The organism is Lactobacillus xylocopicola (assembly GCF_033096005.1).
Classification (GTDB): Bacteria; Bacillota; Bacilli; order Lactobacillales; family Lactobacillaceae; genus Lactobacillus; species Lactobacillus xylocopicola.
Genome location: NZ_AP026803.1, coordinates 1,385,159 through 1,398,656 on the forward strand (window position 1 = coordinate 1,385,159; position 13,498 = coordinate 1,398,656).

Consider the following 13,498-nt stretch of genomic DNA (forward strand, 5'->3'; position numbering starts at 1 on the left):
CCTCTGTAAAAGACTCTTTGCATCAGCATACAAAGAGTCTTTAAAGCAACTTACTATTATTTAGCCGGGTGCAGCGGCACCTTAATTTTACCGTTTATAATGTCTTGGCGTGCATCACGGGAATACTTCCAGGCCTTAGCACTAACTTTTCCCCGCTTGATCGAAACTCCGTCCGTCTTTAGCCCATAAACCAGGTTTTGCCCACCAGGGAACTTGCCCTGGTATGCCCGGTCGGAAATGTCCTTGGTTGCAATATCAACCCCGGTAATAACTGAAGTCATCACAAAGTTGTCTTTCTTGCCATCCTTAGTCTTATAGTTGCCAAGGTATGATTGGTCTGAGTCGACGCCGATTGCCCACACCTTTTTATCAGCAGGACGATCTTGGTTAATGGCTTTGGCCTCTTGGAACAGTCCATTACCAGCCAACCCTGAAGCATGGAAGATAATGTCAGCCTTTTTAGCATACATTGAACGAGCAATGGCCTTTTCTTTGTCGGCGCTCTTGAAATCACCCACGTACTGGTTCAGCAGTGTGATTTTCTTGCCCAATTTTTTGGCTTGATCGTGGACGCCCCGCGTAAACCCAGCATCAAAGAGGTCAATAATGTCGCCGTGAGCACCACCAATGAAGCCAATCGTATTTGTTTTGGTTTCTGTTGCTGCGACTACACCAGCCAGATATGAGGCTTGCTCACTTCTAAAGTTAGCAGAAGCAACGTTTTTCTGACCCTTAATTACTTCATCGACAATAACAAAGTTCTTTTTAGGATACTTCTTAGCAGCTGCACTAACCGCATCCTTTAAGCTATAACCGATACCAAAGATTGTTTGATAACCAGCCTTGCTAGCCTGGTCAAAGTTGGGCTCAAAGTCAGCGGCCCCACTAGACTGAAAGTATTGGTAACCATTGCGGCCCCGCTTTAAATCGTGTTCCTTACCATAATCCTTAAAGCCTTGCCAAGCAGACTGGTTGAAGGAGTTGTCATTGACCCCGGCAGTGTCAGTAATCAAGGCTATCGAATGCTTGGCACTATCACTCGAATTACCACTGCCACCCTGTTTTCTGCCAGCACACGCAGTTAGTGCCACTCCCGCAGCAACGGTTACCGCAGCGAGTGAAAAAATCTTCTTAACTTTAGTTTTCATGTTTGCCCTCCTGGTTTTAATTCCAGTTACTAAAATATCAACATTTAGTGGTTATGTCAAAAATCTAACACAAGATAAAGTGTTGATGTGACAATATTCTTAATTGGTATAGACCACGAAGTAAGCTAGATCTAGCAAATTTTTGTATACAGCAACGAAAAATTTTAAAATTTTTATTTTTTCGGCCAGTGCTCGGGCAAATTTCATTAGTCACTTTGCTATTAAAATGGCCATTATTAGACTAAAATTACTAGTGAAATTATTTGCGTAAAAGATTTTTAGGGGGAGCCAGGCCATGCTGCACCAAAGAAGCTACCAATCGAACTTGGGTAAAATAACCTTACTGAGCAATGATTATTACTTGCTTGGGCTATGGTTTGCAGAACAAAAATACTACGGCGCTCATTACAACTTGGAGCAAGCTGATAACGTTGTTTCCCAACCACTAAGTCTTGCGGTCAACTGGCTTAATGACTATTTTGCCGGGCGAAATCCGGATCCGGCCGCTATCCCTATCAAGCTTGACGTTACGCCTTTTCGCCAAAAAGTACTCGGTGAATTACAAAAAGTTCCTTATGGTCAAACAGTGACCTATAAAGAACTTTCTCATTGCTTGCAAGCAGGACAGACGAACAAGGTCAATCAGGCCCAGGCAATTGGTGGTGCAGTTGGCCACAATCCCCTAACCTTGATTATTCCCTGCCACCGCGTTATCGGTAGTGACGGTTCACTGACGGGCTATGCTGGTGGAATTGAGCGCAAAAGGGCCCTCTTACGCCTGGAACGACAAACTAGCTAGACTTCCCACTCGTGCTTGAATTCAGCAACAAAGGCCCGCATGAACTCGGTCCGCTCATGTGCTAACTTGGTACCGCCAACCGTATTCATCAAGTCTTCTAACTGGAATAACTTTTCATCAAAATGGTTAATCGTTGTTTCCGTATGCTTACGGTACTGACTGTGACTGACCAGCTTTTGTGGTTTAATCTGGGGATCATAAATCACATTGCCATGTGCCCCGCCAAAGGTAAACGCACGAGCAATTCCAATTGCTCCTAAACTTTCAATCCGGTCTGCATCCTGGACATATTGACCGGACAGGGGTAGCTGATAGCGGTGCTCAATGTTCTTAGCAAACGACATGTGCTGCATTGTGAACAAGATGTCCTTGGCTTCTAACTCACTAAAGCCAACTTGCGCCAGCAAACCCGTAAGCTGCTTCAAAACCGCCTCAGGGTCCGCACAGACCTTTTCGTCAATTGTGTCGTGCAAGTAGCCGGCTGCCTGAATAATTGCTACCATCCGGCTGTTAGAGCGTGCATCCGCATTGTCTTGTAAGTAGAGTTTACTAGCCAAGTGGGCCACACGTTGCCCATGATAAAAATCATGACCGGTTTTTTCATTTTTTAATTGTGCTTTGACAAAATCTGTTATTTTAACTAAATCCACCTTAATCAACCCTTCTTATACTCAAACTGCTAACGAATAACCACGGCCCGTGAATGCTGCTTGCGATACAACTGCATGAACTTACTAGTCGACACCCAAAAGACTTTGTTGGGTGAACTCTTTTTCATATAGGGATCGGCCACTAAAAAGCGGCCGGGCTGGTATCCTACCAAGGTCAATACATGATACGAACCGCGCTGTTGCATATGTAATGTACCAGCAAAGATAACTGGATTGCCGCGCTTTATTTCTGTAATCAAAGTTTGCTTGCCTGCCCCCGAAAGGTTAGCTGCAAGCTTAGTATAAGTCTTAGCATAGTTGGTCAGTGGTCCAGGATAAATTGTGCGAATTTCACCCGGTTGGCTTTTAGTGTATGGATCACCATTAAAGCCCGCAGTCGGCCTTGCCGCTCGAGGCATCTTAGCAATAATCGACCTTAAATCCGTCTTACTGGCAAGGCCCTTAACTGACAACGCCATTTTCAAACTAGCCGCTTCACACCCATTGGGTGCATAAACGGGATACAACTGGCTGGTATAGGTGTACGGCAACTTATAAACGGCCGGTAAAGTCAAAGCGCCAGCATTTACCCACCCATACGTACGACCACGCCGACTAATTTGAAAGTAGGTGCCGGTCTTAGTGGTAGCCACCTTATCTAGTTGCATTAACTTACCCGCTAGCGACTTAGTCGTCCCCATCGTTGGGCTACCTTGGGTATATGGCTCAGCCCACAACTTCCAGTTGCTACTTCGGACTATACGGCTACTGTAATTTCGGGCTGACTTGATGGTAGCGCGATTGGCTGGAGCTATTCCAATCACTAAGCCAATTCCTAATACCAACAAACTTAGCTTAACCAGTTTTGAAGTTTTCATTTCCGCGCTCCTTTACTTAACTACTACGTGGTAGCTCCACGCAAATTTGCTAACCAGCAGCCAATACTTACCTTGATTAGGATCAACCACATAATCGGTCTTGTTTTTTGAGTTAAGCCGCTTCCCAGATTTGAACTGGGGGCCTCCTCCTTACCACGGCGGTGCTCTACCTGCTGAGCTAAAGCGGCACTTCAATTCTACCAAAAAAGTACCCACGTCGCGACAATGGATACTTTTTTGGGTCTAATTAGTTAATTATTCTACATTCGTGGTGTATCGAACCGCCGTACCATAGGCAACAACAGATTGCATATCGCCGGCAATGGAGCCTGAGTCAAAACGCATCATCACCACTGCATCAGCCCCCTGTTCACGAGCTGCTGCACGCAATCGGTCTAAGGCCTGTTGACGTGACTCTTCCAGCATTTTGGTATAACTGCGAATTTCGCCACCAACCATCGATTTTAATCCCGCACCCAAATCTTTAAACATATTCTTTGACTGGGTCGTCAAACCAAAAACTTCACCAATCACTTCATACTCGATACCGGGAACTTTCTCCGTAGTGGTAACCAAAAGTTGACTGTCGCTCATAGATTGTCCTCCTGTAATGGGCTCTTAAAATAATTTGTTAAAACTAAATTATGAATTCATTATGCTAACTTGTCAACCTTAAAATAAGTTAAGCGGGCTCACTTCAACGCTGCGATAATCTTGCTAACAAACTTAGGTGGCATCAAGTTGATTTTGCGCAAGCTGCTTAGGTCAACCCATGCTGGTTCATAGACATTATCGCTGCTAGCGCGGTCTTTTTCTTCGCCGCCAATCTTGGGCGCTGTAGTTACATCGACTGCCACCCAGAAAATCAACTATTCTTCGCCGTGGTCCTCTACCTTAGCCAGCTGCTGCAGACTAGTTGGCGCAAGCTTAAGCCCCAACTCCTCTTCGACCTCGCGTACTGCCGCTTGAAGAGGCGTTTCTGCCCCCTTGGCGCCGCCCCCTGGTAGTACCCAGTAGGCTCTTTGGTCTTTAATCCGGTGAATTAGTAGAACGGCCTTCATTTTTGGATTATAAAGTACTACTCGTGCTCGCATCTGCTTGCCTCCTGCTTAGTTAAAAACCACCACTTGTAGGTCGCGTCTTATGCCCTAGTCCTTAATACTAACCAAAGTATACTTTCGCTTACCTTTGCGGACAATGACATATTTGCCATCAAATGCCTTGGACGGGTCAACCTCAAAATCAACTGATTGCTGACACTCACCATTGATATAAATTGCCCCATTCTGAACATCCTCACGTGCCTGCCGCTTAGACGGTTCAACCTTGGTATCAACAAGGAAGTCAATAATATTCTGACTAGTAGTATCCTTTTCAGCCGCTGGTGCATGCTTGAGTCCCTGTTCAATCTGCTTAACGGTCAGGTCTTTAACATTTCCTGAAAAGAGGGCTGCAGTAACCAGTTCTGCTTCCTGCAGTCCCGTCTCACCGTGGACAAACTTGGTTACTTCTTGGGCTAGGGTCTTTTGGGCCGTCCGCTTCCAGGGCTCACTCTTAACTTGCTCTTCCAACTCATTGATTTCTTCATGACTTAAAAAGGTGAAGTACTTCAGGTACTTGACCACATCGCGATCATCTTGGTTAATCCAGAATTGGTAAAACTCGTAGGGGCTGGTCTTCTCTGCGTCAAGCCACACAGCTCCACCTGCAGACTTACCGAACTTAGTCCCATCTGCCTTGACCATTAACGGTATAGTCAAGCCAAAGGCCTGACGATTTGCACCTGCCAGCTTATGAATCAGGTCAATCCCGGCCGTAATGTTACCCCACTGATCACTGCCACCAATTTGCATTTGGACGTCGTGGTCCTTATTAAGACGGTAAAAGTCAATAGCCTGCAAAATCTGATAAGAAAACTCAGTAAAAGAAATTCCATTTTCCAACCGGCTCGCCACCACATCCTTATTGAGCATGTTGTTGACCTGGAAATACTTACCATAGTCACGTAAAAAATCAATCAGACTAATCTGGTTAAGCCACTCCGCATTGTTGATGATTTCGAAGTTATCTGTACCAAACAAGCGCTCCATTTGGGCAGTTAACGCCAGTTCATTTTGATGCAGCTTTTCAGCACTCAGTAGCACCCGCTCGGACTTACGACCAGAGGGGTCGCCAATTGAGCCAGTACCACCACCAATCACAATTACCGGGTGATAACCTGCTAGCTGGAACCTTTTCAGAATCATGAAGGGAATCAAGTGGCCGATATGGAGCGAATCGCCGGTCGGATCGGTTCCGCAGTATAAGGCCAGGTCATCATGCTCTTGCAAATACTTAGCAAGACCCGCTTCGTCTGTTTGCTGGTTAATGGCACCGCGCCACTTTAAGTCTGCCAAAATATCGAAATTCGTCATTTGTTTTCCTCCAATAAAAAAGTCCCTAGATTCAGGTATGAATCTAGGGACGACTAAATTACTGCTCTTAGCCGTGGTACCACCCACGTTTGCACCTTAAAAAGGGCCTTATTAACGGTCTATACGGGAACCACCCTGCTCGTAATTCGTTGGCTTCGACCTGCCTAGTTTGCACCATCCACTAGTTCTCTGAACTCTGAGTCGATCAACTACTGTTTTTTTCTTAAGTGATCATACTAATTTTGGACTGGTAAGTCAATACTATTTGTAAAAGCCCTTCATCTGCAAGCCGTAGGCCTTACCAGCGGTCATATCGTACTGCACCGTCTCGTAATCGGCCAATAGCTTCTGTTGCTTCTTAGTCAGGTATTTAGGATCGATTACTTGACCCTTGCGTCCAATCAGCTCATAGCCTTTGTCACCATTAAAGTTGATTGTAATCGCTGGCAGTTTCTTGTGTACTTCAGTCAGCAGGGCCTGGTAAGGCGTCACTTTTGAATCAGTCTGTTGCAACACCATAGCGATGAAGTCACTGGAGCTGACAAAGTTATTGGCCTTGCGTGGTAATCTGGTCTTGGCACCGTGGTCACGAGCGTACTTGTTAGAATAAATAAAGTAACGGGTTGAGTGCATTTCTACTGGATACTTGGACGTGTAGCTTTGCGAAACAACACTTGGGTAGTGGTCGCCATAGAAGACTACCGTAATTGGTTTCTTGATGCGATCAATTTTGCCAATAAACTGTTTGACTGCTTGGTCAGTATATTGTGTTCCCTTAACATAGGTCGCCATTTGAACCCGAACCGCTGGTGTATTGAACAAGTCTCCTGAAATCTTACCCATGTATTCGTTATTAGCATACCAATTGTTATACGGCATGTGATTTTGAATCGAAATTAAGTTGATGAACTGACCATCTTTTCTCGAATTAATTTGCTTCAAACCATTGGCATAAGTAGTGTAGTCAGAGTTATAGCCACTCTTGCCCAATTTCTTTTGGTCAATGATCTTGTACTTCGAACCACTATAAACAAACTTATCAAACTTAAACCGGTGATAGTCTTCACGCCTTGAGTAATAAGTACCAATGAAGGGGTGCACTGCAGACCGGTAATCGAAGTTCATCCCAATTGTTGGGTAAAAGTCGTAGTTAGGGACAACCTGAACATAAGGCGTTAACGTGGACTTAAACAGGCCCATATTAAGCCCAGTCAACGTTTCCCATTCCATGTTGGCCGTGCCACCACCGTAACCGGCGCTAAGCATGGTGCCATATGAAGACCGTGATTTCATTGACTGGATGAACTTGACCGGGTTAGGAACTGAACGGTCAAACCTAATCGTCGGGAAAGTATTGGGATCAACAAAACTTTCACTTAAGTTAAAGACAACGGTCTGGTCGCGCAAATCGTTCTTCCGGTTCTTGTTAATGCGCTCCGCAATCTTACTATATTTATCATTCAGTTGCTTCATAGTGGAAGCTGAATAGCCAGTTGGCTTGTCCATAATCTGCAAGTCAATGTAGTTAAGGAAGTTTAGAACCGGACCATTCACTTGGATATCACGTTCTGGATTACGGAAGCGTTGTCGGTTATCAAAGCCTCGGTTAATATGGTAAATAACCCCGCCATCGTGGTTAAACCGCAAAGGCGTCATAAACAGCAGCAGGCTGAGCAGAGCCCAGATACCGCGGCGCTTCCACGAGCCGTGCTTCTTGATCGGAACCTTGCGCTCCAAAAAGAGATCAAGCACAATAACAGCAATAATCGCTACCAAGATAGCAATCACGGTAGTTTTACCCACCATTGGCAACAGGGTCTTCCAGTTAACAATTTCACTGATTTCAGTTGGGTAAATAGGCTCACCCCGGAGCAGCAACTTAATCTTGTTAGCAATTGCCCAACCAATTGCAATCAAGCTAACCAGCATGTTGGAGGTCCAGTAACGGGTAGTCACAAAGTAAAAGATTGAGAACAGCGCATCAAGAAAGATGGTCGTCAAAATAATGGCAAAAAATTTCGTTCCCAAGAGATAGACAATTGCATTAATGGTAGCAGCAGTACTGATTTGAATGCGCAGATTGTCCGCTTCAATTAAGAAGGAGCCAAAACTGAGTACATAGAACCAAGCCCAGGTAAGCAGCTTAACCCGGTTATTGGCAACAAACCGGGTGAACCGCGACCAGATTGCTTCACAGACCTTGGCCAGGTTCGGTTCATTGTCTAAGTAGTCAATCGTCTTAGCCAGTGGCTTGATTCTAAACAAGTAGCGCTCCAGCACTGCCGCCCAAAGCCAGGTAATTGCAGTCATGACCACAATCATGATTAACTTGTCAAGCGCACCCGACCCAGTAAAGTGAAAGTCATTCATAAATCGCGGCGAAATCGGTGCATCCATAAAAATGATCACCGGAATAAAGTACCGCATGTCTTTCTTAGTAAGGGTCATGATGACCTTTTTAAACAGTAAGAAAATTGCTACAACAAGCAAAAACATAAGGGGCGAAGACGGGTTATTCAAAAATTCCCGGTTCCAGTCACCGCCACCGTTACCAGAGATAATCTGTGACCAGTAAACCGCATCAAAACCGGAGACACCAATCACCACCACAAAGAAAGAGATAACACCACTGATTAGTGAGAGTGTTAACAACTTCCCATTGATTGGAAGATCAGCTAAAAACATACCCCATGCAAAAAACAGCACCAGATATAATCCATAAATGGAGTATTGGAAAGATAAGTTGCCCGCGCTCAAGGCAAACCCCAATAACGTGAGCCCACTCAGTACAATTAGATTCTGCTTTACAGTTAATTTGTGCAGTAGATCAGATAAATGTGACTGCACCAACAAACTGAAAAACAATCCAGCAAATAACACTGAAGTACTAGTAATGATGGGAAAGAGCATGCCCCACACCCGCCACATATTGAAGCGTCCTGGCACCTTAAAGAAGAAGAGTACGTAATAGACCAGCAAGGTGGCCATAGCTAGCAGCCAATACTTATAGCTTTCACTAGCACTCTGCTTCTTGCGGCTATACACCGCTCCAAAAATCATTGGCACAATCATCAAAGTCGCATTATGCATCATGTTAGGCATAAAACGGACAAAGGAGTAATGTGCTTGCGCTGCTACACCCTTCAAACTGTACATCTGCACTAGCATGAACAAGGTTGCCGCCAGCATGCAAATAACTTGAACCGCTTTTAACGTTTTTTTGTTTTTATTCATATTCCAGTCTATGTCCTTACTAAATTAATGATGCGATTGCACACCTCTTAAACCCGCTATCTAAAATACCATAATCCAGGTTCAAGGAGCATTTTTAAGCAACAGGTCATAAAAGCAGTTTCCGTGCTAAATTGTGACCAAAAGAGTGCTATCCAATATTCTACAACACTCACAAAACTAAATTTGCAATTATTACCAGTATACAATATTATACTCCGTTTTTTAGCTAAAACGATAGTCCGCAAAAACCGCTGGGCCAACTAAGTGGTGCCAGCACTTGAGCTGCGCACCTTTAATTCCCACCAGCTTTTGGTTCAGCATAATCTAAATAAAGGTGGTACTCCTGCGTTGCTATGTTGCTAAAGTCAAAGCCGCGCGCCACATTACGTTTATTCTGGTATGTTTCATTGTTTTTGAGCGGCAGTAATTTAAGGCCTAACTCCGCACGCAGATAATCTGATACCCGTTGTAATTCCTTGGTTGACTGCACCTGGTAAGAAACATCGTCAATCGTAGCATTATGACCGTGCAGGTAGTCGCTTTTGGCATGCTTAGTGGTATCACGATAATTTAACGCAATCTGTTGGAGCGCGGCAAAAGTCAGGTTAGTCTTAACATTACCAGAAATTGAAGTCAAAACTGAATCAAGCTTGGTTAATGTATTAAGTGAAATCGTTTTTTGAATCAGGGCTGTAATCACTTGGCGCTGGCGCTGTTGGCGACCATAGTCACCCTTGGGATCATCATAGCGCATCCGTGAATAGGCCAACGCACCACCACCACCCATGTGAGTTAACTGATTTTTCTTAAAAATATAGCCACCATACTCAAAGCTGAGGTTAGGCCTAATGTCAATCCCGCCAACATAGCGGATTAGCCGCATAATGCCCTTCATGTTGACCAGGGCATAGTACTTGATAGGCACGTTAACCAGTTTTGAAACGCTGGCCATCGACATAGCTGCACCCCCAAGCGGATATGCCGCATTAATCTTTTCGATTTGAAAAGTTTCTGCACCCACCATCTGGGCCATCGTATCACGTGGCACCGACATTAACGTGTAGCGCTTTTTTTCAGGATTGACCACGGCAATGATGACCGTATCGGAGTTACCCACTTTTTCCGTGCGGTCCAGCGCCCCCGTATCAGTCCCCAGCAGCAAAACCGCAAATTTACGCTGGCCGTTGAACTCGCCCTGCTTAATTTGAACGTGATTACTGCTGTCATAAGTACTATCGATCGCATTTTTGGTGCGAACATAAACATAGGCCGAATAGGCCGCAACTACCACTGTTGCAAGAGCAAAAACACTCAATACCCACGCCCAAATCCGTCGCTTCTTCCTGTGCTTTTCAGCATGTAATGCGACCCGTTTGCGAATGGGCTGATTATCATTATGATCCATCGTTTTTATTTACCAATTATCAATTATTAATACTAATTACATGATTATATCATAGCAAAAAAGCAAACCGTTGCCGGTTTGTCTATGATTTCTTATTAAAATCGTTAAACTTTAGCTCACCGTCAAAGCCAGCTTAAATTCCACACTAGCATCACTTTTTAAAGTAGAGTCATTGGCAGCAATGATTTGCTCATTTTGAGCTAACAACTCAAAATTGGTGGCCTCCGCTTTTAAAGTTATTTCATCTCGTGTTAGTTCAAGTTCATTCACCCTTTCGGTGATTGACCATCCTGCAAAAACCGGCAGGGTAAAAGCAAAGGAAAAAGGCATATCCTTATGTGAGTTGTTTTTTAAATAACACTTGAGCTCAACCCGGTTACCTTCTAATAGATAGGTCAAAATTGCTTCAAAGTGATAGGGAAACTTCTGATAACTGTCATTATCATCAATCAAGGCCAAACTAACCTGCGCATCCCCCTTATCAATGACAGTCCAAGGTAAGAGCTGGGCCCAGTTTTCACTGCGGTCCGCCCCCTTAAAGGCAACCTCTAAATTTTTTCGCGTATCCTGGTCTCTAAGATAATCAATTTGATTATTTTGGTTAACCAGATTTAGCACTTGGCCGCCCTTTTCATCAACGGCCACGCGCAAAACAGAATTTTCAATTGTTTGCATAGCACACTCCAAACTTTCTTCTTTAGAAAATAGCATTTTATCGGTGTTGGTGTCAATTCAGGCTTGAAATCTAACTAATTGGCAGCTAGAAGAGCTTCATTTAAATTATTGAAAAAGAATTATACTACAAAAACTTTAATTAGGACCAAAAAATAATTGGGGCAAAACACAATTATCAATAACTTTCCTAAAAGAAAAAGCACAAAACATTAGCAAAATTTGCTCTGGTATACTATAATGTAATTGTTCCCGAGAATTATAAATTTAGTTTTTGGAACAAGTTAATAAAAAGAGTACCCCAAGCAATTGGGGTACTTTTTTCTATATTCGATAATTAATGCGCGCGTGCGCTGCTTCGGTTAGGTCTGCAGAAACTGGCGCAACAAAGGAGCCATCGTTAGGCACTTCGACTTCACTAATTTTACTCGACTGGGGCAGGTCCGTCTTGTTATATAACCGGCTGGCAAGGGTATCAGCAGCCATCTTCATTGCCTCACGCAATCCTTGGCCTTCAGTGATGCCACCCTTAATATCGGGAAAGTTAATGACATAAACATCATTCCCCAATGGCCGAAAAATGGCGGGATAAGTTACTATTCTGTGCTTCATCTACAAACCTCCTTAATTTGTATGTACTCTTATTATCATATAACAAAACCAGTGAAATTTAATAAAAATTAGTAAAAAATTACGTTTTAACAAAGAAAAATTTTTTCACTTTCCTTTTTTAATAATTTTCTCCTCTTCTTTAAGACGAGCTTAATTGACCAATAAAAATGCGCTACATCAACTTGTAGCGCATTTTTTCGATTAACCTTAAAATCCTAAACCTACGGATCAAGCCTGATCACTTAATTCTTTTTAAATAACCGCCAGCCACTCAAAAGTACAGTCACCAAGCAGATAAGTAGTGAAATAATGAAAACGACGTGCATACCGTAGATAAAGATTTCCGGCTGTTTAGGCAAGTAGCCCGTTACCCGCGCCCCCTTGGCTTGGCTCATGGCAGAAAAAAGAACTGTGGTTGCACTTGAAATCCCAATTACCATACCCAAATTACGGGAAAGTGAGTTAATACTGCCAGCAATGCCCAAATCCTTTTGCTCAACTGAACTCATTACTAAAGAATTATTCGGCGAGCTGAAGATACCACTGCCGAGGCCCATGATTGCGATGCTGACTACAAAAAGCCAAGTAGGTGAATCGAGGTTGCACATCGTGTAACCAATCTGGCTAATTAGCAGTAATACTAACCCGATAAAGGTTATTAACTTGGGACCAATCTTATCAGAGAGTGTCCCGGCAACTGGCGCAGCAAAGAGCTGTACCACTGGCAAAATCATTAAGATGTAACCCGTCTGGCTCGGTGCCAGGTGCCGCGCGTTTTCCAGGTAAAACGGCGTAACTACATTAAAGAAGAAATTAGTAATAAAAATCAATAATGCACACAGCAAACTGACTGAAAAATCGGGGTTTTTAAACAGTTTAAACTGTAGTAAAGGGTTAGTAGTGTGCTTCTCAACGTATACAAAGCTAACCAAACTGACCACCCCAACTAGTAGCATTGCTAAGACAGGGAGAGCTGTAAAGCCCAACTGTTGTCCCAAAAAGACTCCACCAAACAGGGAAATCATTCCTAAAGCAAAGGTAAACGAACCGGTCCGATCAAGTGGTTCATTGGTAAAGGTAATGTCCTTGGGCAGGTAAATAGCTCCGATGATGGCAGCAACAATCCCAACTGGAACATTCAACCAGAAGATATATGACCAAGATAAATGACTTAAAATCAGGCCGCCAAGTCCTGGCCCTGCAATAGAGCCCAGCGCTACAAAGGAGCCAATAGTTCCTAAAGCCTTGCCCCGTTCAGTATTAGGAAAGATTTCGGTAATAATACCATTATTGGTTGCCATCGTCATGGCTGCACCCAGAGCTTGCAGGGCCCGGGCAGCCAAGAGAAATATCAAATTAACCTTAAAGCCAGACAAAAGTGATCCGGCAATAAAGAAAATTGCTCCTAAGCGGAAAATCTTGATTTTTCCGTGTAAGTCGCTCAATTTCCCAAAAAATAAAATAAAGCTGCAGACAATAATCAAATATAGTGAAACCACCCATTCAGATTGACTCATTGGAATCTGCAGGTCCTTGCTAATTACCGGCAAGGCAATATTGACAATGGTCCCATCAAGCGTCGACATGAAGGTAAACAGCCCCACTGCCACTAATATCCACCAGCGATTTTTTTGCACCTTTTGGTTAGTTTGATAACTCAACTTTTCTGACATTTAAACCAATCTC

Annotated in this window: 13 protein-coding genes and 1 tRNA gene; 1 reads left to right on the forward strand and 13 read right to left on the reverse strand. The window is 43.7% G+C overall.

What is annotated here, in order from left to right; all coding sequences use genetic code 11:
- Positions 1-56: 56 nt before the first annotated feature.
- The gene (locus tag R8389_RS06715) at positions 57-1,148 is read right to left on the reverse strand and encodes a BMP family lipoprotein (protein WP_317637259.1); all 1,092 of its coding nucleotides are present in this window, start codon (positions 1,146-1,148) and stop codon (positions 57-59) included.
- 295 nt (positions 1,149-1,443) lie between these two features.
- Between R8389_RS06715 and R8389_RS06720 the strand changes: the two genes are divergently transcribed.
- The gene (locus tag R8389_RS06720) at positions 1,444-1,947 is read left to right on the forward strand and encodes a methylated-DNA--[protein]-cysteine S-methyltransferase (protein ID WP_317637260.1); all 504 of its coding nucleotides are present in this window, start codon (positions 1,444-1,446) and stop codon (positions 1,945-1,947) included.
- Here the strand turns inward: R8389_RS06720 and R8389_RS06725 are convergent.
- The 12 genes from R8389_RS06725 to R8389_RS06780 all read right to left on the reverse strand — a co-directional run bounded on the left by R8389_RS06725 (position 1,944) and on the right by R8389_RS06780 (position 13,485).
- Complete coding sequence (locus R8389_RS06725; protein ID WP_317637261.1) at positions 1,944-2,597, reverse strand: HD domain-containing protein; 654 nt, start codon at positions 2,595-2,597, stop codon at positions 1,944-1,946. The two genes, R8389_RS06720 and R8389_RS06725, sit on opposite strands and share 4 nt — an antisense overlap.
- A gap of 29 nt (positions 2,598-2,626) precedes the next feature.
- Positions 2,627-3,475, reverse strand: coding sequence for a C39 family peptidase (locus R8389_RS06730; protein ID WP_317637263.1), 849 nt, complete (start codon positions 3,473-3,475; stop codon positions 2,627-2,629).
- 115 nt (positions 3,476-3,590) lie between these two features.
- Positions 3,591-3,663 (reverse strand) — tRNA-Thr (locus R8389_RS06735).
- Between the two features lie 67 nt (positions 3,664-3,730).
- Entirely contained in the window at positions 3,731-4,069 is a 339-nt protein-coding gene (locus R8389_RS06740; protein ID WP_317637264.1) for a heavy metal-binding domain-containing protein, read from the reverse strand.
- A gap of 98 nt (positions 4,070-4,167) precedes the next feature.
- Complete coding sequence (locus R8389_RS06745; protein ID WP_317637265.1) at positions 4,168-4,344, reverse strand: NUDIX hydrolase; 177 nt, start codon at positions 4,342-4,344, stop codon at positions 4,168-4,170.
- The gene (locus R8389_RS06750; RefSeq protein ID WP_317637266.1) at positions 4,345-4,569 is read right to left on the reverse strand and encodes an NUDIX domain-containing protein; all 225 of its coding nucleotides are present in this window, start codon (positions 4,567-4,569) and stop codon (positions 4,345-4,347) included. It abuts the gene before it with no gap.
- A gap of 54 nt (positions 4,570-4,623) precedes the next feature.
- A complete protein-coding gene (gene tyrS, locus R8389_RS06755; RefSeq protein WP_317637267.1) occupies positions 4,624-5,889 on the reverse strand; it encodes a tyrosine--tRNA ligase in 1,266 nt (421 codons plus the stop codon).
- A gap of 261 nt (positions 5,890-6,150) precedes the next feature.
- On the reverse strand, positions 6,151-9,123 hold the full coding sequence (locus R8389_RS06760; protein ID WP_317637268.1) for an LTA synthase family protein: 2,973 nt from the start codon (positions 9,121-9,123) through the stop codon (positions 6,151-6,153).
- A gap of 292 nt (positions 9,124-9,415) precedes the next feature.
- The gene (locus R8389_RS06765) at positions 9,416-10,537 is read right to left on the reverse strand and encodes an LCP family glycopolymer transferase (RefSeq protein ID WP_425604672.1); all 1,122 of its coding nucleotides are present in this window, start codon (positions 10,535-10,537) and stop codon (positions 9,416-9,418) included.
- A gap of 102 nt (positions 10,538-10,639) precedes the next feature.
- Positions 10,640-11,203 carry an aldose epimerase family protein gene (locus R8389_RS06770; RefSeq protein WP_317637270.1) on the reverse strand — a complete coding sequence of 188 codons (564 nt, stop codon included), beginning with the start codon at positions 11,201-11,203 and terminating at the stop codon, positions 10,640-10,642.
- 321 nt (positions 11,204-11,524) lie between these two features.
- Entirely contained in the window at positions 11,525-11,812 is a 288-nt protein-coding gene (locus tag R8389_RS06775; protein WP_317637271.1) for a type II toxin-antitoxin system HicB family antitoxin, read from the reverse strand.
- 242 nt (positions 11,813-12,054) lie between these two features.
- On the reverse strand, positions 12,055-13,485 hold the full coding sequence (locus R8389_RS06780; RefSeq protein WP_317637272.1) for an MFS transporter: 1,431 nt from the start codon (positions 13,483-13,485) through the stop codon (positions 12,055-12,057).
- Positions 13,486-13,498 lie beyond the last annotated feature (13 nt).